This is a genomic window from Bartonella sp. OC16QHHD (genome assembly GCF_042194035.1).
Lineage (GTDB): Bacteria > Pseudomonadota > Alphaproteobacteria > Rhizobiales > Rhizobiaceae > Bartonella.
Genome location: NZ_JBHIMJ010000010.1, coordinates 36,924 through 59,757, shown reverse-complemented (window position 1 = coordinate 59,757; position 22,834 = coordinate 36,924). Strand labels below are relative to the sequence as shown.

Sequence of the window (22,834 nt, the reverse complement as noted above, 5' to 3'; positions counted from 1 at the left end):
GAGATCCTTATAGTCGTCTAAGTGCGACATATTCGACCAAATGATTTTTTCCCTTTCGTAGAATGAGATTGGACCGTGGTCGTGTTGGCAATATATTTTCCTGTAAATTTTTTAAATTAATCGTTTGCCAAAGATCCTCAGCGATTTTTGAAGCTTCTTTTTCATTGAGGTGGGCATAACGATGAAAATAGGATTCAGGATTTTGAAAAGCTGTTTTACGCAAACGTTTAAAGCGCTCTAAATACCAGTGACGAATGACTTCTGTTTCGGCATCGACATAGATTGAAAAATCAAAAAAATCTGATACGAAAGGAATAGCTTTCCCATCTTTAGGAAGATCACTGACCTGTAATACATTAATACCTTCAACAATTAAAATATCAGGACGATCAATGGTAATAGTCTGATTTTCTAGAACATCATAGATCATATGTGAGTAAAGCGGGGCACGGACATTTCCGATACCTGCTTTTATCGCCGAAAGAAAGCACAGCAACTTTTTAATGTCATAGGAATCAGGAAATCCTTTGCGATTCATTCGATTTTTTTGCTGTAAGATTGCGTTAGGATAGAGAAAACCATCCGTCGTTATCAGATCAACTTTAAGGCTAGATGTCCATCTTTTCAACAGTTCTTGAAGAATGCGAGCCGTGGTTGATTTTCCTACAGCTACAGAACCAGCAATTCCAATAATAAAGGGCGTTTTTCTACTCTCTTCTTGATGGAGAAACTGCTGACGTTTGTGAAAAAGTTCCTGTACTGCTTCAACATGGCATGATAATAGACGCGATAAAGAAAGATAAATGCGTTGGACTTCTTTAAGATCAATAGGATCATCAATAGAGCGTAAACGCTTAATTTCATCAAAAGTCAAAGTAAGAGGTGTGTCTGCACGAAACTCTGACCATTCTTGTGCAGTAAAAACGCGATAGGGTGAATATCGGTCAGAAACGGATTTGACCAGATTATCTTTCTGATTAATTTTTTGTATAGTCGTATCAATCATTTGTATTGGTCGAGAATTTTTTGCAGCAGCAATTGATTAAGAGCAGACAGATGAGCGGCTTTATTTTCAAGTAAATTTTGTTTTGCATGCTCTCTTCTTTTAAGACAATAGATCATTTTTCATTAACTTATAGTCCAGTCATTCCAGTTTGCACGGATTTGTGCTAATGAGTGCCCTTGCGCCAAAAAAGTCCATAAAAGTAGACGCGCTTTTACGGCTGATAAATAACCAGACATGAGAGCACCAGAAGCAATCATATCGATTTCGGAGCCTTTATAGCCATAAGTTATACGAGTTGTTGAGCCATTACAACAACGACTAGCAATAATGATTGGTATTTTTTGTGCATATTGTTGTACAAGGTCTGCTTCTTGAAAACTACAGTGTCCTGCACCAAAACCAGCAATAACAACTCCAGCATAATACCCACTTTCAAGGCATAGTTTCATTAATTTTGCATCAGATGATAAAGAGGAATAGAGGAGTGCAATTTGATGATCATGGTTTTGGGGAAGATCAAACGTTTTTGGGAAAAATTTTCGATCATTGAAATAAATAAGTTTTCCCTCTAAAATAGTTCCTAAAACACCTGCAAGACCTGATTGAAATGTTTCGACTTTGATGGTATGGCTTTTATAGAGCCAATAAGGTGAATGAATTGCATCATTTATGACAACGAGAACGCCCCTGTTACGACTTTGTGTGGCTGCTGCGACACGAGTGGCTGCTAAAATGTTGGCGGGGCCATCGGCGCCTGCTTCATGAGGCATGCGCATAGCACCGGTTATGATGAGTGGTTCGGCTTCTTGCCAATAAAGAGAAAGAAAAAAAGCTGTTTCTTCCAGAGTATCAGTCCCTTGTGTTAAAACAATACCTTCTGCACCAGCGTTTATTTGTTGTTTTGCCCACTTAATTATTTCAAAAAGCATTTGAAACGATAAAGATCCACTTGGTATTTGCATTAATGTTTGTGCATGAATATCAGCAACGTTATTTAAATCAGGAACACTTTTTATGAGGTTATCTGAAGTTAAAGTCGGTTGCATGTGACCAAAACTATCAGCAGTCATTGCAATTGTTCCACCTAAGGTCCCTATGGCTATTTTTTTCATAATTTTCCTCTAAAAAGCACAAACTGTTTATATAAAGCTATTTAGCAGTAATTTACATTGACAACAATGATATCATTTTTCCATTTTCAACAAATTGAGTTATGCTGAATCATTGTGTTTTGCTGTATATGTTCTTAAATAGGACAATAGTAATTGAGTTTTACATTGTATGAAAAGAAATCAATATTAAAAAGTAAAGTTAATATTAAGGAGTTTCCTTATGACAGAACATAAGCCAGACATAATGTATGGTACAACAATTATTACGGTACGAAAAAGTGGAAAAGTCGTGATGGCCGGGGATGGTCAGGTCTCTCTTGGACAGACAATTATGAAAGGCAATGCACGTAAAGTGCGTCGTCTTGGAAAGAACGGAGTGGTTATTGCTGGTTTTGCTGGTGCTACGGCAGATGCTTTTACATTACTGGAGAGATTGGAAACAAAGCTTGAGCAATATCCTGATCAGCTTATGCGTGCTTGTGTGGAACTTGCAAAAGATTGGAGAACAGATCGCTATTTGCGTCGTCTCGAAGCAATGATGCTCGTGGCTGATAAGAAAGTAACTTTGGCTCTAACAGGGCTTGGTGATGTCTTAGAACCAGAAGATGGGGTTATGGCAATTGGCTCTGGAGGAAATTTTGCTCTTTCAGCAGCGCGTGCACTCATGGATTTGGATTTGGATGCAGAAACTATTGCTCGTAAAGCTATGGCTATTGCCGCTAAAATTTGTGTTTACACCAATGATCATTTTACGATTGAAACATTGGATGCAGAATTATCTTCTTTAGAGAAAGCTATTTAAATGTGTGTTGTATTTTCCCCTCGTGAAACTGTTTCTGAACTTGATCGTTTTATTATTGGCCAAAATGATGCCAAACGCTCTGTAGCTATTGCACTACGCAATCGGTGGCGTAGGCAACAGCTTGATGAGCCGATGCGTGAAGAAGTTATGCCAAAAAATATTTTAATGATAGGGCCAACAGGAGTTGGTAAAACTGGTATTGCACGTCGATTAGCAAAACTTTCTGGAGCACCTTTCGTTAAAGTAGAAGCGACTAAATTTACTGAAGTTGGTTATGTGGGACGTGATGTTGAGCAAATTATTCGAGATCTTGTTGAAATTGCCATTTCTCTTGTGCGTGAAAAGAAACGGGATGAAATAAAAGAAAAGGCTCACGTGAATGCTGAAGAGCGCGTTTTAGATGCCCTTGTTGGTAAAACAGCCAGTCCCGCTACCCGTGATAGTTTTCGCAAAAAATTGCGTGAAGGTGAATTGGATGAGAAAGAGATTGAAATTGAAGTCGCCGATAATAATAGCAATAGTGCTTCAACCTTTGATATTCCTGGTATGCCTGGGGCACAAATGGGTATTATGAATTTATCAGATATTTTGGGTAAAATGGGCAGTCGTACAAAAGTTCGTAAGACGACAGTAAGGGATGCTTTTAAGCCGCTTATTGATGATGAATCTGAAAAACTCCTTGATCAGGATCAAATTATTCAAGAAGCGCTTCGTGTTGCTGAAAATGACGGTATTGTTTTTATTGACGAGATTGATAAAATTGCAACTAGGGATGGTGGAGCCAGTGCTGCCGTTTCGCGTGAGGGCGTTCAACGGGATCTTTTGCCTTTGGTTGAAGGAACAACGGTTAGTACAAAATATGGGCAAATCAAAACAGATCATATTCTTTTTATTGCCTCAGGTGCATTTCATGTTTCCAAGCCATCTGATTTATTACCGGAACTTCAAGGACGTTTGCCCATCCGTGTGGAGCTCAACCCTTTAACAAGGGAAGATTTACGGCGCATTCTAACGGAACCAGAAGCTAGTTTGATTAAACAATATATTGCTCTTATGGCAACAGAAGAGGTTCATTTGGAAATTACCGATGATGCAATTGATGCTTTGGCAGATATTGCTGTAGATTTAAATGCAAGGATTGAAAATATAGGGGCACGTCGTTTGCAAACCGTGATGGAGCGCGTTTTGGATGAGATTTCTTTTACGGCGCCCGATAAAGCTGGAACATCGTTTAAAATTGATGCTGCTTACGTGAGAAAATCTATTGGTGAGCTTGCTGCTGATATCGATCTTTCCCGTTTTATTCTTTGAAAGTTATTGCTTGTTTTGTTTATCTGCGCGCTTCGATAATTTTGAAACCATGGGCTTGTTCATGTATCAACACTGTGCGGAAAATATTTTTTAATAATGTTTCATAAGGCAGGTGGCGGTTTGCAACAAAAAGCAGGCTGCCGCCTGGTTTTAGGCACTTTGCAGCATTTATAATAAAATTTTTTCCTAATGAAACATCTGTCGTTTGTTGTGTGTGAAACGGTGGATTTGAAATGATTGTGTCATATAGATTTGTGATAGGTTCATGCACAAGGTCATGCCAATAAAAATGAATTGGAAAAGGAGCAGTTATGGATTTAAGGTGCCTTTTTGCTGCTCTCAAAGCGTTGTAGTCTGCTTCATAAAGGTCTAGAGCGGTGAGTTTTTCACTTCGTTCAAGTGCAACGTGAGAAAGATAGCCCCATCCAGCACCAAAATCAGCTGTTTTTCCAGAAATAACTTTGGGCATATAAGAAGCAAGTGCAGCGGATCCCGGATCAATACGTCCGTGTGAGAACATACCAGAAGTGGTTTGAAATTTACCAAAAGTGAGCGGTGGTGAGCGCAATTGTGCAATGTTATGTCTCTCAATTTGTTGAGGAACTTGCAACCAAAATACAAGACCATGATTTTTAGACAATTTGTTGGTGATGGGAACAATTGTTTTGACCCACTTCATCATTGAAGCAGCACCAGCAGTTTTATTCCCACTGATTACAATCCATCCATTGGGTTTAACGCATTCTAATAAATCAAGAAAACAATTTTGGTTAAAACCACGATATTTGCTCAAATGTAAAAATGCACCATCATAGCTGAAGGTTTTATCTATTTGGGGAGAGCAGTGAAATTGAGTATCGACAAATTTTAAAAAATCTGGTCGCCAAGGCGTAATAACTTTTAAATTCTGTGCCCATTCTGGAGCTGGGATTTCTGTTAAACCGAAACTTAACCAACATTGGTTTGGATCAGGATATGGGAGTTCATGATTTTCAAAAGGCAAAAATAATAACACATATGACTCTTTCAAAGAAAAATGCCACTCCAATGTTGGGATGGCATTTCATGATACGATAAGAGGAAAAACTTACTCTTCTTTTTTCTTACGGCGGCGCTTATTTTCAGGTTGTTTTTTTTCATCCACGCACTTTTCTTCATTCATCGCTTTATCACCGGTGATTTCCTTTCCGGTTTTTTGATCAACAACCTTCATTGATAACCGAACTTTTCCACGCTCATCAAAGCCCATTAATTTAACCCAAACTTTGTCACCTTCCTTCACAATATCGGTTGTTTTGGTGACGCGTTCTGATGCAAGCTGAGAGATATGAACGAGTCCATCACGAGAACCAAAGAAGTTTATAAATGCACCAAATTCTGCAGTTTTTACAACTGTTCCTTGGTAGACAGCACCAACTTCAGGCTCATCGACAATAGAATGGATCCAGCGTTTTGCTGCTTCAATGGTTTTAGCATCAGCAGAAGCAATTTTAATGGTACCATCATCTTCAATATTAATTTTTGCTCCAGTTTGTTCCACGATTTCCCGAATAACTTTACCACCAGAGCCGATAACATCACGGATTTTATCGACAGAAATATTCATAACTTCGATTCGTGGAGAAAATTCACTCAGCTCAGCACGTGCACTGGTTAAAGCTTTCGCCATCTCATTGAGGATATGGATTCGTCCACCTTTGGCTTGTTCAAGCGCGATTTTCATAATTTCTTCGGTAATACCATCAATTTTGATATCCATTTGCAAGGCAGTAATACCATTTTCTGTTCCTGCGACTTTGAAATCCATATCTCCAAGATGATCTTCATCCCCTAAAATATCAGACAGAACAGCAAAGCGTTCTCCTTCTTTAATCAAGCCCATGGCAATACCAGCAACAGGGCGTGCTAGAGGAACGCCGGCATCCATGAGAGCAAGTGAGGTCCCACAAACCGTTGCCATAGAAGAAGATCCATTGGATTCAGTGATTTCTGAGACAGCACGAATAGTATAAGGAAAAGATTCTTTCGTTGGCAACATGGGGTGAATTGCTCGCCATGCCAATTTGCCATGTCCAATTTCACGACGACCAGGAGAACCAAGGCGTCCCGTTTCACCCACTGAAAATGGTGGGAAATTGTAATGGAGAAGGAATGTTTCCTTATACATTCCCGTTAAGGAATCAACATATTGTTCATCTTCACCAGTTCCTAGTGTTGCAACGACAATAGCTTGTGTTTCTCCGCGGGTAAAGAGTGCTGATCCATGTGTGCGGGGTAAAATACTTACTTCTGATTGGATAGGGCGCACGGTAGAAAGATTGCGTCCATCAATCCGCTTTTGGGTATCAAGAATATTCCCGCGAACAATTTTTGCTTGCAACTGTTTAAATACGGTTGCAATTTGATCTGCACTAAACTTACAGTCTTCTTCTGTTTCTGGCATAAATTTACTGAGGATTTTTGTCTTTAGTGCATCAATTGCAGCATAACGTTCTTGCTTATCAGTAATTGTGTAAGCCTTTCGTATATACTGTTCTGCCATTTTCTGCATTGTTTTTTCAAGTTCAGAAAGATCTTCAGGAACAAAATCACGAGGATCTTTTGCAGCAACTTCAGCAAGCTTTATAATGGCATCAAGGACAGGTTGAAGGCCTTTGTGACCAAACATCACGGCACCCAACATGATATCTTCCGGTAATTCTTGTGCTTCTGATTCAACCATCAAAACAGCACTTTCTGTTCCAGCAACAACAAGATCAAGTTTTGATTCAGGCATTTCATCAATATGAGGATTGAGAACATATTGTCCATTACAATAGCCAACGCGGGCACCAGCTATAGGACCCATGAAAGGAACACCTGACAGGGTCAATGCAGCAGAAGATGCAATCATCGCAAGGATATCGGGATTATTTTCGAGATCATGCTGTATAACGGAAACAATCACTTGCGTATCATTTTTATATCCCTCAACGAAAAGGGGACGAATTGGGCGATCAATCAAACGTGAAACCAAAGTTTCATTTTCACTTGGTCGACTTTCACGTTTTAAATAGCCCCCAGGTATTCGACCAACAGCATAGGATTTTTCTTGATAATTAACGGTGAGTGGAAAAAAGTCCTGGTCTGGTTTTGGACTTTTGGCTGATACAACGGTTGCTAAGACAATAGTTTCTCCATAGGTAGCAATCACTGCACCATCAGCTTGACGTGCTATTTTCCCTGTTTCAAGGGTGAGAGGACGCCCAGCCCATTCAATTTCTATCTTGTGCGTTTTGAACATTTTTTATCCTTAATGACCAGTGTTTAAATCTTTGATTGCTCACATTCTGGTTTTGCGTAGCATATTTCCAAGCTCTGGGGTGGACAACATACTTTTTATCTTTGTTACGAGAATAGAGAAGTAAACTGCCTTAAATGCGAAATGATGAGCAGTCCTATCCCATAATAACTTGTCAGTTTTTAAATTTTTTAATTAAAAGCAACACGTTGAAAAAATGGGTGGTTTTTTTTAAACACCACCACCATTTTTCTTTTAGCGACGCAAACCTAACTTTTTGATAAGTGTCTGATAACGATTTTGGTCAACTCCTTTAAGATAATCAAGAAGACGCCGACGTTGAGACACCATCTTCAAAAGACCACGACGAGAATGATTATCCTTTTTGTGAGATTTAAAGTGGTTTGTTAAATTAGAAATACGTTCAGAAAGTACAGCAATCTGTACTTCTGGTGATCCTGTATCACCAACTTTATTTGCGTATTCTGCGACAAGAGCTTGTTTACGTTCAGCTGTAATCGACATCGTATTATCCTTTCCAAAAACGAAGAAACATAAAGTCACCCATAGCCGAGATGTCGTTCAGCAAGGGTCTGTGAGGAAACAAGAAGAGTCAAAGACTCTTACCTATTTTCGTCCTTATATAGGAAAGAAGGTTAAAATACTAGTCCTTTACAGCATTTTGAAGTCTTTCTTTAAATAAAAGCTTTTGTTTTGAAATATTGATTTAAATAGAGTTTTATGAGAAGTTTTTTAAAGAATTATGCATCCTTTTGATACAAAGATTATGAGCGTGTGTGTGATAACAAAGATGATAAATACCGATTTGGAGGAAAAAGATGCAGAGCATTTCAACATTAAAACTTTTTCGTAATTCGGTATTTCGAAATCTATGGTCATCTACTCTTATTTCTAATTTAGGGGGGCTGATACAGGCTGTTGGAGCAGGGTGGTTAATGGCGTTGATTAGTTCTTCGCATTCCATGGTTGGGCTTGTTCAAAGTGCCACAACATTACCACTTGTTATGTTTTCTTTGATGGCAGGGGCATTAGCGGATAATTTTAATCGGCGTCAAATTATGTTGTGTGCGCAGATTATGATGATGGTCATATCCATGAGTTTATCTGTTTTAGCCTATATGGGATTTCTAACACCTTGGCTTTTGTTATGTTTTACGTTTTTGATTGGATGTGGTACAGCTTTTTATAATCCTTCTTGGCAAGCAACGATAGGAGATATTGTGAGCAGGGAAAATATTCCTGCTGCTGTTAGTTTGAATAGTGTCGGCTTTAATTTGATGCGGAGTGTTGGTCCTGCTATTGGTGGTGCCATCATTGCAACTTTGGGGGCATCTGCTGCTTTTTTGTTTAATGCTATAAGCTATATTCCTCTTATTGGTGCGTTGTTTTTCTGGAAGTCGAATTATGAAAACAACTCATTGCCACGAGAAAGGCTGTTAGGAGCTGTCTCAGATGGTTTGCGTTATGTTGCGATGTCACCTAATCTCCTGAGTATTATGGTTCGAGCGTTCCTTTTTGGTATAGGAGCAATTTCTATTTTAGCACTTTTGCCAATTGTTGCGCATAAAGTTCTTGGAGGAAGTGCCCTTCTTTATGGTACATTGCTCGGTTGTTTTGGGTTAGGAGCCATGACAGCAGGTATTATTAATGCAGTTGTACGGCATCATTTTCGTTCAGAAACAATTATTGCAAGTGCATTTATTGGTTTTGCCTTTTCTTGCTTTTTATTGGGAATAAGCCGTTCACTGATTATAAGCCATATTGCTTTATTTCCTGCAGGGTTATGTTGGGTTTTGGCATTATCATTGTTTAATACATCTGTACAACTCTCTACACCACGCTGGGTTGTTGCACGTTCTTTAGCACTTTATCAAACGGCATCTTATGGGGGGATGGCTATTGGAAGTGCAGTCTGGGGAGTTTTGGCTGATGGTTATTCTCCAACAATTGCTTTGAGCGTTTGTTCTCTATTCTTGATTTTTGGTGCTCTTGCGGGGGTAAAATTTAGAATTCAAGAAATTCCTCAGATAGATTTAAATCCTCTTGATCATTTTAGAGAGCCGGAATTATTACTTGACCTCAAAGCAAGAAGTGGCCCGATCATGATAATGATCGATTATAAAATTCATGAAAATGATCTTGAAGAGTTTCTCAAAGTGATGACGCGTCGACGCCATATTCGATTACGTGATGGTGCGCGTCAGTGGGTCCTTTTACGAGATCTTGAAAGACCTGAATATTGGACAGAGGCTTATCATATGCCAACATGGGTAGATTATCTACGCCATAATCATCGTCGTACAAAAGCAGATGCAGAAGTCAATAAGCGTCTGCGTCATTTAAATTGTGCTCCTAACGGTATAAGAGTGCACCGCATGATTGAACGCCAAACAATACCTCAAGCCAATGAGATGCTTTTAAAAGTTTCCTCTGATCATCTCCCTTAGGGTTAAAACAGTTTTTGTAAATATTAAATATATTAATATTATTTCGATCAATTTGTTAGCATAATCATAAAAAAATTGCTGTTTCAATATTTAATGCATTGATTTATAATGGTTATTTGTTATTTTTCATGTTGAGTGATAGTTCTGAAAATCTTAAGCTTTTCTCGTTTCAAATCTATTTAGAGTAAATCAGTCCATATCTTTGCTTGTACATTATAAACGAGGACTAAAGTATGAGTAAAAAACGATTAAAAAAGAAATAAAAAGCCTCTTATGAATCCTTTAAATGCAAGGATTGTTGCGACATTAAGAGGAAAAAGTGTGTGGTGGTGTTAGCTTATAGCACTGACTTAAATTTTGATATGAATACGGTAAATATAGACAATGAAAAGCACCATATGTTTCTTAATTGATAGAGAAAAATATCTTTCCGCAAAAGGTGGTTGGGAAAAGAATCGATTAAATTGTGAAAATCCGCTTTGGTTTAAATAGACCTTTGTCGAGAGTGCCAATAGCAAGAAGTTGTTCCTTATAGAGGACAAAAACTTCCTTTTCATCAAGAGGTACTTTGTGATGATTCAAGAGGATAGAATGGCCTCTTATAATCCTCTGTGCTTGAGTTTCATTAAGGATATAGTGAGGAAGGCAATCCAATGCGGCGCTTGTGTCAATTAAGAGCTCATCAAGTGTTGAGAAGTTTTTTTCAAAAGAACGATTATTTTCATCTGTAGTGTTTTTATTTGGCGGAATGGCTGCTTTTAGTTCCTCCCATGTAATGAGATCTTCTTCATCAAAAGGTGCGACGGCAATACGTCTTAAATCAGCAATATACCCATAGCAACCGAGATCACGTCCCATATCGCGTGCTAAAGAGCGCACATAAGTTCCTTTTCCGCAGGTTATTTCAAAGACAGAATGCTCTTTGGTAGGCATTTCTAATAACTTGAAAGTTTCTATTTCCACTTCACGGGGCGGAATTTCAACAACTTCCCCTTCACGCGCTAAATCATAGGCACGATTTCCGGCAATTTTGATTGCTGAAAATTGTGGAGGTGTTTGCAAAATAACACCTGTATATTGAGGAAGAAGAGCAAGTATTTCTTCTTGTGTTGGACGTATGAGAGAAGTTTTCGTTATTTCTCCTTCTAAATCATCTGTTGAGCGCTCTTGCCCCCAAGCAATATGAAAACGGTAAGTTTTTTTGCCTTGCATCACGTAAGGGACGGTTTTGGTTGCTTCGCCCAATGCAATGGGAAGGAGACCAGAAGCAAGAGGATCAAGTGTACCCGCATGTCCTGCCTTTTGAGCATGGAAGAGCCATTTGATTTGTGAGACAGCTTCTGTTGATTTCATTCCTTTTGGTTTATCAAATATGACCCAGCCAGAAACAGGACGCCCTTTTTTCTTGTGTTGCCGCGCCATATCTTTAATCCTCATCTGTATCACTATGGTGAAGATCGCGCGCAACCTCAGGCGAGCGAAGGAGGGCATCAATTTTTGAAAAATTATCAAAACTATTATCAATTCGGAAACGCAGTTCTGGCATATATTTCATTTGTCGCAACGCATGACTGATTTCTCCACGGAGAAAACGACTATGTTTATTGAGGGTATCAACAACATCGGTATGAGAAGCATTTTTAAGAGTGCTGAGAGGTGATACAAAGCAAGTAGCAATTTTTAAATCTGGTGACATGCGTACTTCAGAGACAGAAATAACAATATCTTTTAAGATATCATCAAGCAAAATATCACGCTGTAATATATGCGCTATTGCATGACGTACTTGCTCTGCTACTCTAAGTTGCCGTTGTGATGGCCCTGCATTTTTCATCAAAGTTTTATCCTTGCTACAAGATCTCTTTTTTGACCATTTAGATAAGTAAAAAGAGATATTGTGTATAAAACCTAATAACTTTTCTCATTTCACAACAGAGTAAAGTTATTGGATTATTTTATAATGTGCGATTAATATGTTCGATACGGAAGGTCTCAATGATGTCTCCTGCACGCATGTCTTCATAATTTTCAAAGGCTATTCCACATTCTTGACCACTTTGCACTTCATTGACTTCATCCTTAAAGCGTTTGAGTGTTTTCAGCTTTCCTTCGTGAATAACGATATTATCGCGGATAAGGCGAACACCGGCTCCTCGTTCTATTTTACCTTCTGTAACACGACATCCTGCAACTTTTCCAATTTTTGTAATGTTAAAGACTTCTAGAATTTCAGCATTACCAAGGAAAGTTTCACGCTGTTCTGGTGAGAGTAATCCAGACATGGCAGCCTTGATATCGTCAACAAGATCATAAATGATGTTGTAATAACGAATCTCAATTCCTTGTGTTTTAGCAAAATCACGTGCTTGCTTATTGGCTCGAACATTAAAGCCAATTACAGCAGAGTTAGAAGCTTCTGCAAGAGAAATATCACTTTCGGTAATTCCTCCAGCACCAGAATGTACAATACGTGCACGAACCTCATCATTTCCAAGTTTTTCCAATGCTGAAGCAATTGCTTCGATTGATCCTTGCACATCCCCTTTTATAATAAGAGAAAATTCCTTAACACCAGTCGTTTGCAATTTTGTCATCATTTGCTCAAGAGAACCACGCGAACCAGTTTGCCGCGCAACAGCTTTATCACGTGCTAATCGTTGTCGATATTCAGAAATTTCACGTGCTTTTGCTTCATGTGTGACAACAGCAAAACGGTCTCCGGCTTGTGGTGTTCCTTGCATGCCTAAAATTTCAATTGGTGTAGAGGGAACGGCTTCTTTGACATGGCGGCCATGGTCGTCAATCAAAGCACGCACACGACCCCATTCATTTCCAGCAACTATAATATCAGAAGGGTGTAATGTACCTTTTTGAACAAGAACTGTTGCAACAGACCCACGTCCGCGATCCAATTTGGCTTCAATGATAACGCCCTCTGCAGTTCGTTGGGGATCTGCTTTCAGATCAAGCATTTCAGCCTGAAGAAGGATAGCTTCGAGAAGTTTATCAAGATTTTGACCAGTTTTAGCAGAAACTTCAACGTCCAAAGTTTCACCACCCATAGTTTCAACAAACACTTCATGTTGTAGAAGTTCTGTACGCACTTTTTGTGCATTCGCAGCTGGTTTATCAATTTTGTTGATAGCAACAATGATAGGTACACCAGCAGCTTTCGCATGATTGATTGATTCAATCGTTTGAGGCATAACACTATCATCAGCGGCTACAACGAGAACAGCAATATCAGTAACACGAGCTCCGCGTGCACGCATAGCCGTAAATGCAGCATGGCCTGGTGTATCAATAAAGGTAATTTTTTGACCGTTTTGTTCTACTTGATAGGCACCAATATGCTGCGTAATACCTCCTGCTTCGCCAGAAACAACATTTGCTTTACGAATAGCATCCAAAAGAGAAGTTTTTCCGTGGTCAACATGGCCCATAATGGTTACAACAGGGGCGCGCTGCTGCATGTTTCGAGGATTATCTGTTATATTAAAGATACCTTCTTCTACGTCAGATTCTAAAACACGTTTAACAGTATGGCCAAATTCAACAGCGATGAGTTCGGCAACATCTGCATCAATAACATCGCCAGGTTTCATCATTTGTCCTTGTTTCATCAAGAATTTAATCACATCAACAGAACGCTCAGTCATACGTTGTGCGAGCTCTTGAATGGTAATCGTTTCAGGAAGAACAACTTCGCGAGAAATTTTTTCTCTTGGTTCTTGATTTTGTGCACGCTTAAACTTTTCCTGTCTACGCCGCATTGCAGCCATTGAGCGCCCACGTGCGCTTCCTTCTTCATCCAGTGCACTATTCAGAGTTAGCTTTCCGCGTCTCCGCTCATCAGCTCCTTTGACAACTTTGGGTACACGTATTTCTGATTTAGCAGGATTAGCACGTCGACTATGCCGTTCTTCCTCATTATTGTCATCTATTTTGCGTTTTTCAACCACGGTTGTCTGTTTAGTGGCAATAGGAATATCTGCCTGTTCAATGAGAGGGGGAACAGGTGGAGTCTGCACTGGCGATATTTCTTCTTCTTGTTGGAGATGGATTTCTTTTTCTTTAATTTCTTGCTGTAAAATTTCTTCACGCTCTTTAGCGCGTCTTGCTTCTTCTTCGGCTTGTTCTCGCGTTATTCTTTCTTGGATATGTGCTTCTTCTAACGCGCGAAGTCTCGCTTCCATTTCAGTTGATGAAAGATTGCTTTTGGCCACAGATTCTTGAGGCTTTTTTTCCTCAAAACGCGGTTTAGAACGCTGGGGGGCCACATGCGGCTTTGTAATGGGCTGTAGGGTTTCAGCTTTTTCATCAGGTCGCGTAATTTTACGCCGTTTGGTTTCGACAACGACAGCCTTCGTACGGCCATGACTAAAATTTTGTTTAACCATGCTCGTTTCCAAGACAGACCTCTTGAGAGTTAGTATCTTCTTGACCGTTGTTTTGTCGTTGTTATTTTCACTCATTGTACTTCCTTCACGGCTTGTGCCGTCATCTCACTAGACTTACTATGCTTGTCGTCACGATAGCTGATCAATCTACATGTCGTTTTGAGAAATCCTTCAGCAGCTTTTGTGTCCAGTAAGGCCGCGTGCATTACAGGATTAGAGCCAAAAGCCACTCGCATTTCATCATTTGTAAATAAAGATATGGTTTTTATAGTCCGATTTGTTTGTTGTTGTATTGAATGGATGGCCTGTGCAATTTTTCGTTTCCCATCTTCTGTTGTTTCTTTAGCATGAAGTACAAGAATAACTTTACCAGAGCGGATAGCAGCGTCAACCTTTGTTGCTCCCATAACAATTGCTCCCGCTTTTCGTGCCATGGAAAGGCTTGAAAGAGCGGCTTTTAGTAAAAGCGTATCAACAACATGCACAAGATTTGGTGTAACTTCAACATCTGTTTTAAAATTTCTATGAAAAGCTTTCTGTTTGATTGCTTTCTCAATAACAGCGTGATGGGCAGAAATCCAAACGCCACGTCCTGGTAAATTCGCTTTAAGATCAGGAACAATTTGGTTATTGGGACCAATAACAAAACGGATCAGCGTTTGTGCTGAAGCATTTTTTCGGGTCACAATGCAAGTCCGTTCATTCATTTAAAGTGTATCCACATCCAAATCATCTGTTTTTTCATTTTCTGCAGAGTTTTCATCTTCTACAGGATTTTCTGTAACAAGATCAGCTTGGTCTATCCAGCCTGCTTGTACACGTGCGGCTAAAACCATAGCTTCTGCATCTGCGCGTGTAATGTCAAAAGGGGTTAAAATACCAGAAAAATTCTGTGTTTGACCTTCTTTACGTTCTCTCCAACCAGCTAAATCATCAACGGCATAGCCAGCAAAGTCTTCTATTGTTTTTACACCATCCTGACCTACAGCAACCAACATAGCACTTGTCATTCCAGGAAGTGTTCGCAACTCGTCAGAAACTCCGAGCTTTTTGCGTTTTTCATCAAGTTCTTTTTCTTGATGATCAAGATATTCGCGGGCACGACTTTGGATTTCAGCGGCGGTATCATGGTCAAAACCATCAATAGAAGCGATTTCTTCAAGATCAATATAGGCGATTTCTTCAATAGAAGAAAAACCCTCTGATGCCATAACCTGTCCGATCATTTCGTCAACCTCTAAGGCTGCCATAAACAATTTACTCCGTTCAGTAAATTCTTTTTGACGATTTTCAGATTCTTCCTTTTCCGTTAAAATATCAATGTTCCATCCTGTTAGTTGCGAAGCCAAGCGAACATTTTGCCCACGTCGTCCAATAGCAAGGCTAAGTTGATCATCTGGCACAATAACTTCAATCCGTTCAGCATCTTCATCAAGGATGATTTTAGAAACTTCAGCAGGTTGCAGTGCATTAACGACAAATGTTGCCGCATCAGGCGACCAAGGAATAATATCAATTTTTTCGCCTTGTAATTCAGCAACAACAGCTTGTACACGACTTCCTCGCATTCCAACGCATGCTCCAACAGGATCAATGGAACCATCGCGTGAAACAACGGCGATTTTAGCCCGTGAACCTGGATCACGAGCAACAGATTTGATTTCTATAATACCATCATAAATTTCTGGTACTTCCATAGTGAAAAGTTTTACCATAAATTGGGGATGTGTGCGTGAAAGGAAAATTTGTGGACCACGCGTTTCACGGTGTACATCATTGACAAAAGCACGAATGCGATCTCCATAGCGGAATGATTCACGAGGAATTAATTCATCACGGCGAACAATAGCTTCACCGCGTCCTAGATCAACGATGACGTTACCATATTCCACACGCTTAACTGTACCAGAAATAATTTCACCAACTTTATTTTTGAATTCTTCATATTGCTGATCGCGCTCTGCATCGCGTACTTTTTGTACAATAACCTGTTTAGCAGATTGTGCTGCGATACGTCCAAAATCCATAGGAGGTAAAAGATCAGCAAAAAAATCACCAATTTTTGCTTCTGTTTGACGTTTGAGAGCATCAGACAAAGTAATTTCCGTTGTATAGTCTTCAACGACATCAACGATTTTAAGCAGGCGCTGTAATTTAATTTCACCTGTTTTAGAATTGATTTCAGCACGAATATTGGTTTCTTGACCATAACGAGAACGTGCTGCTTTTTGAATAGCATCAGCCATCGCAGAAATGACAATTTCACGGTCGATTGACTTTTCACGTGCAACAGCATCTGCAATTTGCAGAATCTCAAGCCTGTTAGCGCTTGTAGCCATCAATTTTCTCCTTCTTTGTGCCACACGATGGGTATTTCCCAGTGATATTATTTTTTGAAATTGAGCGTCTGTATAGAGTCGTTAGCGTTCTCTTCGGCAATGAATTGTTGACTTAAATCTTTATTTTGTTTCAATGCATCGCGAATAAGCTCATCGGTAAGCACTAAATGCGCATTTATGATATCACAAAAGGAAATAGGGGTATACATGGCTTCTCCATAAGCAGCTTTATCAGTGTTTAAAATAAATCCATCTTGCGTGATATTTGTAAGTGTCCCACGAAATTTTCGGCGCCCATCAATTGTTATTTTGGTTTCAATTTTTGCAAGATGCCCTTGCCAATGAAAAAAATCAGATTTTCTTACCAATGGACGATCAATTCCAGGTGATGAGATTTCTAAATGATATTTGCGTTCAATAACATTTTGTACATCAAGGAGGGGAGAAACTGTTCGACTAACAGTTTCACAATCTTCTATGGTCATAGAACCATCGGCACGTTCAACCATAATTTGAAGTGTTAAACCATTTTGACCAAGAAGTTTCACACGAACCAAACGAAAACCTAAAGGTTTAAGTAGTGGTATGACAAGAGCAGCAACTTGTGCTTCGATACCATCTTCTTCAAACAGGCGCGGTTCGTCAAGATTGCTTATTTTTTCAGCTTCGTTCATACATTTTATCCAAGTTGGTTTCATCAGTTTTATGATATTAAAAAAGAGCGGGTCCAACGGCCCACTCTTCATCATAAGACCAAGAATTTAACTATTGATACTCTTAAATTCAAAATTTTTCAAGTTGTTTATGAGAAAAGCGCTTGATCATTTATTTCTTGATAAAGGTAAGATAGGCAGGCGTTCGTCCTTCACGTAAAGCTTTTGCTTCATAGCGGGTTCCGCTCCATAGTGGATAAGGGAGTTTCCAGTCTTGAGGGCTTTCTGCTTTCCATTCAAAGTGATCATGTTGTGCACAATGGTACAAAGTCCAGTTTACATAACTGTCTATATCGCTAGCAAAGCGCAAAAACTTTCCTATTTTAAGAACACGAGCAAAACGGTTAAGATTTTTTATGTTGATGAAGCGTCGTTTCCAGTGTTTCTTTTTCGGCCAAGGATCAGGATAGAAGAGGTCTATTCCATCAAGCGAGTTATCAGGGAGCCAATCAAGAAGGCGTGTAGCATCATCATTATAGAGGCGAAGACGATTTTGATGGTTTTGATGCTGTTCAAGAGACGATAATATTTTTGCCATGCCATTGATAAAGGGCTCGACGCCGATAAAACCGGTTTTTGGAAAATATTCCATTTCATGAAGTAAATGTTCACCTCCACCAAAACCGATTTCAAGTCGAATTTCTCTTACTTTGCTTGAAAATAAGGATGTAAGGTTTAAGGGAGGAGGGACATTTAAATCAATATTCAAATTGGGGAGAAGCATTTGTATACGTGTAAGCTGACTGTTTCGAAGTTGTTTTCCTTGTCGGCGTCCAAAAAATGCTTCACTCTTACGTATATTATGTTTAATCATGGGATTTGGATCATTGTTTGAAGCGTTTTCACGAGATCAGTTTTTTCCCATGAAAACGAACCATCGTGTTTTGGTTTACGACCAAAGTGACCATAGGCAGCTGTTTTCGCATAAATAGGTTTATTGAGGTCAAGATGTTTTCGAATGCCGGTAGGTGAAAGGTCCATTATTTTGCGGATGGCTTCTTCAATAACTTTTTCATCGACTTTTCCTGTTCCATGAAGATTAAGATAAATAGATAAAGGTTGTGCAATACCAATTGCATAGGAGAGTTGAATGGTGCATCTCTCTGCTAAATCAGCAGCAACAATATTCTTAGCCAGATAGCGTGCCGCATAGGCAGCAGAACGATCAACTTTTGTTGTATCTTTTCCTGAAAAAGCACCGCCTCCATGGGGTGCTGCACCTCCGTAAGTATCCACAATAATTTTGCGTCCCGTTAATCCGGCATCGCTTTGAGGTCCTCCAATGACAAATTTTCCTGTTGGGTTAATATACCAACTGCATTGAGCTGCAATGGGAATGTCATGTAAAGCTTGGCGAATGTAAGGTTCAACCACTGTACGTACTTTATTGGAATCCCAGCTTTCATCAAGGTGCTGCGTTGAAAGAACAATGGATGTGACCTCTATCGGTTTTCCATTTTTATAACGTATGGTTATTTGGCTTTTAGCATCTGGTCCTAATTTTCCAGTTTCTCCCTCTCCTTTATGACGAGCTGCGGCAAGAAGTTTGAGAATTTTATGCGCATAATAAATTGGCGCAGGCATGAGATCAGGTGTTTCACGGCAAGCATATCCAAACATGATACCTTGATCACCTGCTCCTTCTTCACCATGCCGATCCGTAGCATTATCAACCCCTCTTGCTATATCAGCTGATTGTGGGCGCAAAAGAACATCAATTTTAACAGTTTTCCAATGGAAGCCTGTTTGTTCATAGCCAATGGTACGAATAGCACGGCGGGCTGCTGTACGAAAACGTGTGGGATTAATGAGTGGAAAGCTAGTTTCATCATAGATGAATTCTTTATTTTTATCTTTTTTTAATAGCGTATCGGGAACACGTACTTCACCAGCGATAACAACACGGTTGACACTGACGAGAGTTTCACAGGCAACGCGTACTAACCATGGATCAGTACCAGTCTTTTCAGCTTCTTTATAGATCATATCAACGATTTCATCGGAAATACGATCACAAATTTTATCAGGATGTCCTTCCGATACCGATTCGCTCGTAAAAAGATAATCTTGATGCGGCATAGGAACTCCTTCAAAAAAGAAAACCAACGATTTAATCAATTGCTTACTAAAGTCGTCACCATTTGCTAATTCTACAGCAAATAGTCAATGCAAATGTATATGAATAAAAGAGAAAAGATATAATTTTAATTTATAACTTATTTGTCAAATCTTCCTCAGAAAGTGCTTTTGCCAAGTCAATAATTTTTCGACGCACTTTAGCATCAGATATATTTGTAAAAGCGCGCATGAGTTGAATCCCTTCGCTGCTAGAACAAAAGTCTATAAAATTGTGTTCACTTTCAGCAAAACCCTCTACTTGTTGGGAGGTAATACCTTTATCAAAAAAGTAAGAAACAGGAACATCCATAATTTCCGCTATCGCTTGAAGACGGCTGGCACCAATACGGTTTGTTCCTTTTTCATATTTTTGGATTTGCTGAAAAGTAATTCCTAATTTTTCACCTAGTTTCTCTTGAGTGAGTCCTAAAATATTACGACGTAAACGGATACGAGTTCCAACATAGATATCTATAGGGTCAGGTTTTTTTTTAGTTTCGGTCATAATGCAACTCTTTATTTCCAGCATTTTTCTTCTAAACCAACATCATATTTATGCGCAGTTGATTTATCATATAATTAAAACAATATGTAATATTTTTTCCCAATATTACTGGTACACGCAACATAATACCGTACAAAGGGCACTTGAATCATTTAAGCTGTTTTGTAAAACCAAAACCAATACGACACAATAGCATAAGGATGAATAAGATAAAAGTAGAGAAAGTTCTGTATTCATTGCTTCCTATAGGGGTAATGGATGATGGAACTCGTGAATCAATAATGCCCACAGCATTTTGTCGAAGAGCTACAACGATTCGTCCATAAGAATCAATAACAGCTGATATGCCATTATTGGCTGCCCGTATGAGGGGGATTCCCAGTTCAACGGCACGAAGCTGTGCTTGTTGAAGATGTTGATAGGGTCCAGGTGTTACACCAAACCATGCATCATTTGTAATATTAATAATTGCTTGAGGCGGGGAGCCTTTAAAAGTCATTTCATGGGGAAATATTGCTTCATAACAAATCAAGGGTAGATAAGAAAATCCGTTTGGCATTGTAACAATTTTGCGCACACTTGCAGCACTATATCCACCAATATTATCGGCAAGGGTACGCAATCCAATTTTTTTCAATAAATTCTGATAAGGAAGATACTCACCAAAAGGAACCAAATGAAGTTTATCGGAAGTATTTAAAATATTACCTTGAGCATTAATGACTGCAATTGTATTAAAATATTGTGTTTGGGAATGAGGTAGATCATTGCTGGCGCGTATTGCTCCAACGATAGCCCATTGTTTAGGTTTTAAAAGAGAGGCAATGCGCATTGTGGTAGATGAGTTATCATAGAGAAGGTAAGGAACGGAAGCTTCAGACCATACGATAAAATCGGGTTCTGAATTTTGATCGGTTGTTGGCGTTGCACTTAGCTTCATATGCGCTTCCAACATAGATTCTCGTGTATTATCACGCAATTTTATATTTTGTTGGATGGACGGTTGAACAATGCGCACCCAATAAGCACTTTTTTGATCTTCAGCTGTGTTTTCTATAGTATGAAGACGATAAAACCCAAAACCACAGTGAATTAATATAAGTGATAAGCAAAGAGAAAGTGCCACTTTCTTTTTTTCATCCGTTAATAAAACAGTTGGCAAACTGTAGGCTAAGACAGCAAGAATATTCATTCCGTAAAGTCCTACGATTGCATCAGATTGCATGAACACTGGGGTTGGCATGGCTGTATAGCCAAGAGAATTCCATGGAAATCCTGTGAATAAAAACGCACGCAACCACTCGGATAATCCTAATGCAAAGGCTAAAACAAAAAAGCGTGCTATTCCTTTTGTCCATAATAAACCGACAATGAAACCAGAAAAAAACCAATAAAAAGAAAGGTAGAGTGGAGGGACTAAAATGGCTAATGGGACGGCCCAACCAAAAGAATCTGGATCTGTTAACAAAGCATTGCATAGCCACCAAAGGCCGCAAATAAAATAACTAAAACCAAAGGTTCCACAGCTTAAAGCGTAAGTAAAAAAATGTTTTTTATTGTTTTTGGTGGACTGTATTGAGTCAAGTAAAACAATAAAGAGAGGGAAAGTTAGAAAGCAAAGAGGTGTTAAATAAAAGGGTGGAAGTGCAAAAGAAGTAAGAGCACCACACAGAAATATCCATGCTTGGCGCTTCCAGCCTGTAACAGAGAATAAAAAAACGATGAAATTGTTTAAAAACGCTGGACTATTCTTTAGGGATGGCATTGTTCTCAAGATTCTCATTTTTGGGAATGCGAAAAATGCGCAACCGTTTGATCCGGCGTTTATCAGCTTCTAAAATACGAAATCTATAGCCAGGTACAGCTTCGACAATTTCACCTTTGGCAGGAATGCGATCAAGAATTGAGACGATCAAACCACCAATAGTATCAACTTCATCACCATATTCGCCTACGATAAAATCAGGACCAAGAGCTTTCTCCACATCTTCTAGTTCAGTTCTTGCATCAACGAGCCATTTATTATTTGGTTCACGTACGATAGCATTGTCGACATTATCATGTTCATCTTCGATATCTCCAACGACTAACTCAACAATATCTTCCATTGAAACGAGACCATCTGTTCCTCCATGTTCATCAATAACTAAAGCCATTTGAGTTCGTGTAGTTTGCATCCGTGTTAATAATTTGCTTGCAAGCATAGAACTGGGAACAAAGAGAACTGTTCGGATCAAATCCAATTCACCAATTGGAGTATGCAAGTCTGTATGGTTTAATTGAAGAAAATCGGATTTTTGTTCGGTTTTTGTTGGATTGATAATAAAGCGAGTGATGTAGTTAAGAATATCGCGGATATGGATCATGCCGCGCGGATCATCTAAAGTTTCAGCATAAACGGGGATACGAGAATGACCAATTTTTGCAAAACATTTAAGGGTTTCTCCAAGAGAGGTGTTTATTTCTAATGCTTCGATTTCAGAACGAGGTATCATAACATCATCCACGCGTGCTTCACGTAAGCGTAAAATGTTATGCAGCATAGTACGTTCTTCAGGTGAGAAGAGGGCGGTATCTTTTTCATTGTTAGTCGTGAGTGCAACGGTAAGATCATCGCGCAGTGACGTAGATGCACAATTTCGACCCCGTAAGAATGAAAACAAATGATTCATCAGGGAATATTTTTCTGTATGATTCGTTTGCTGAGAGGGGTCTTTTTCATTATTAGAAGATGCTTGATTATTATTTTGTGCATTTATTTTGTTTGCCATGGTTTTGAA

Annotated in this window: 19 protein-coding genes; 3 read left to right on the top strand and 16 right to left on the bottom strand. The window is 39.2% G+C overall.

Going from position 1 to position 22,834, the window contains the following annotated elements:
- Positions 1–7: 7 nt before the first annotated feature.
- Both coaA and ACFIK1_RS01570 read right to left on the bottom strand, forming a co-directional pair.
- Positions 8–1,006: a type I pantothenate kinase gene (gene coaA, locus ACFIK1_RS01575; protein WP_375613301.1), complete on the bottom strand. Its 999-nt coding sequence runs from the start codon at positions 1,004–1,006 to the stop codon at positions 8–10.
- A gap of 122 nt (positions 1,007–1,128) precedes the next feature.
- A complete protein-coding gene (locus ACFIK1_RS01570) occupies positions 1,129–2,118 on the bottom strand; it encodes an asparaginase (protein WP_375661919.1) in 990 nt (329 codons plus the stop codon).
- A 220-nt stretch (positions 2,119–2,338) separates the two neighbouring features.
- Here ACFIK1_RS01570 and hslV point away from each other — a divergent pair, with 220 nt between their 5' ends.
- On the top strand, positions 2,339–2,920 hold the full coding sequence (hslV, locus tag ACFIK1_RS01565) for an ATP-dependent protease subunit HslV (RefSeq protein WP_375661918.1): 582 nt from the start codon (positions 2,339–2,341) through the stop codon (positions 2,918–2,920).
- A complete protein-coding gene (gene hslU, locus ACFIK1_RS01560) occupies positions 2,921–4,231 on the top strand; it encodes an ATP-dependent protease ATPase subunit HslU (RefSeq protein ID WP_375661917.1) in 1,311 nt (436 codons plus the stop codon).
- Positions 4,232–4,250: 19 nt separating this feature from the next.
- On the opposite strand, the gene ACFIK1_RS01555 is transcribed toward hslU, so the two are convergent.
- The 3 genes from ACFIK1_RS01555 to rpsO all read right to left on the bottom strand — a co-directional run bounded on the left by ACFIK1_RS01555 (position 4,251) and on the right by rpsO (position 8,036).
- Positions 4,251–5,246, bottom strand: coding sequence for a class I SAM-dependent methyltransferase (locus ACFIK1_RS01555; RefSeq protein ID WP_375661916.1), 996 nt, complete (start codon positions 5,244–5,246; stop codon positions 4,251–4,253).
- 72 nt (positions 5,247–5,318) lie between these two features.
- Positions 5,319–7,514 carry a polyribonucleotide nucleotidyltransferase gene (pnp, locus tag ACFIK1_RS01550; RefSeq protein ID WP_375661915.1) on the bottom strand — a complete coding sequence of 732 codons (2,196 nt, stop codon included), beginning with the start codon at positions 7,512–7,514 and terminating at the stop codon, positions 5,319–5,321.
- A 252-nt stretch (positions 7,515–7,766) separates the two neighbouring features.
- Positions 7,767–8,036, bottom strand: a complete 270-nt coding sequence (gene rpsO, locus ACFIK1_RS01545; protein ID WP_005774142.1) for a 30S ribosomal protein S15 — start codon at positions 8,034–8,036, stop codon at positions 7,767–7,769.
- Positions 8,037–8,350: 314 nt separating this feature from the next.
- Between rpsO and ACFIK1_RS01540 the strand changes: the two genes are divergently transcribed.
- On the top strand, positions 8,351–9,979 hold the full coding sequence (locus ACFIK1_RS01540; RefSeq protein WP_375661914.1) for an MFS transporter: 1,629 nt from the start codon (positions 8,351–8,353) through the stop codon (positions 9,977–9,979).
- A 459-nt stretch (positions 9,980–10,438) separates the two neighbouring features.
- Here ACFIK1_RS01540 and truB read toward each other — a convergent pair whose 3' ends face one another.
- The 11 genes from truB to ACFIK1_RS01485 all read right to left on the bottom strand — a co-directional run bounded on the left by truB (position 10,439) and on the right by ACFIK1_RS01485 (position 22,825).
- Complete coding sequence (truB, locus tag ACFIK1_RS01535; protein ID WP_375661913.1) at positions 10,439–11,401, bottom strand: tRNA pseudouridine(55) synthase TruB; 963 nt, start codon at positions 11,399–11,401, stop codon at positions 10,439–10,441.
- Positions 11,402–11,405: 4 nt separating this feature from the next.
- Positions 11,406–11,813 carry a 30S ribosome-binding factor RbfA gene (rbfA, locus tag ACFIK1_RS01530; RefSeq protein WP_375633973.1) on the bottom strand — a complete coding sequence of 136 codons (408 nt, stop codon included), beginning with the start codon at positions 11,811–11,813 and terminating at the stop codon, positions 11,406–11,408.
- Positions 11,814–11,934: 121 nt separating this feature from the next.
- Positions 11,935–14,454, bottom strand: a complete 2,520-nt coding sequence (infB, locus tag ACFIK1_RS01525) for a translation initiation factor IF-2 (RefSeq protein WP_375661912.1) — start codon at positions 14,452–14,454, stop codon at positions 11,935–11,937.
- Complete coding sequence (locus ACFIK1_RS01520) at positions 14,451–15,086, bottom strand: RNA-binding protein (protein ID WP_375633975.1); 636 nt, start codon at positions 15,084–15,086, stop codon at positions 14,451–14,453. The genes infB and ACFIK1_RS01520 overlap by 4 nt, the downstream gene beginning before the upstream one ends.
- Positions 15,087–16,718, bottom strand: coding sequence for a transcription termination factor NusA (nusA, locus tag ACFIK1_RS01515; protein WP_375634589.1), 1,632 nt, complete (start codon positions 16,716–16,718; stop codon positions 15,087–15,089). It abuts the gene before it with no gap.
- A gap of 47 nt (positions 16,719–16,765) precedes the next feature.
- The gene (rimP, locus tag ACFIK1_RS01510) at positions 16,766–17,416 is read right to left on the bottom strand and encodes a ribosome maturation factor RimP (protein WP_375611870.1); all 651 of its coding nucleotides are present in this window, start codon (positions 17,414–17,416) and stop codon (positions 16,766–16,768) included.
- 127 nt (positions 17,417–17,543) lie between these two features.
- On the bottom strand, positions 17,544–18,245 hold the full coding sequence (locus ACFIK1_RS01505) for a tRNA (guanine(46)-N(7))-methyltransferase TrmB (RefSeq protein WP_375634588.1): 702 nt from the start codon (positions 18,243–18,245) through the stop codon (positions 17,544–17,546).
- Complete coding sequence (gene metK, locus ACFIK1_RS01500; protein WP_375633979.1) at positions 18,242–19,510, bottom strand: methionine adenosyltransferase; 1,269 nt, start codon at positions 19,508–19,510, stop codon at positions 18,242–18,244. The genes ACFIK1_RS01505 and metK overlap by 4 nt, the downstream gene beginning before the upstream one ends.
- A gap of 130 nt (positions 19,511–19,640) precedes the next feature.
- Positions 19,641–20,054, bottom strand: coding sequence for a helix-turn-helix domain-containing protein (locus ACFIK1_RS01495; RefSeq protein ID WP_375633981.1), 414 nt, complete (start codon positions 20,052–20,054; stop codon positions 19,641–19,643).
- A gap of 148 nt (positions 20,055–20,202) precedes the next feature.
- Entirely contained in the window at positions 20,203–21,837 is a 1,635-nt protein-coding gene (gene lnt / locus ACFIK1_RS01490; protein WP_375634587.1) for an apolipoprotein N-acyltransferase, read from the bottom strand.
- Positions 21,800–22,825, bottom strand: a complete 1,026-nt coding sequence (locus ACFIK1_RS01485) for a hemolysin family protein (protein ID WP_375634586.1) — start codon at positions 22,823–22,825, stop codon at positions 21,800–21,802. Before ACFIK1_RS01485 ends, lnt begins: the two co-directional genes overlap by 38 nt.
- Between the last annotated feature and the right edge of the window lie 9 nt (positions 22,826–22,834).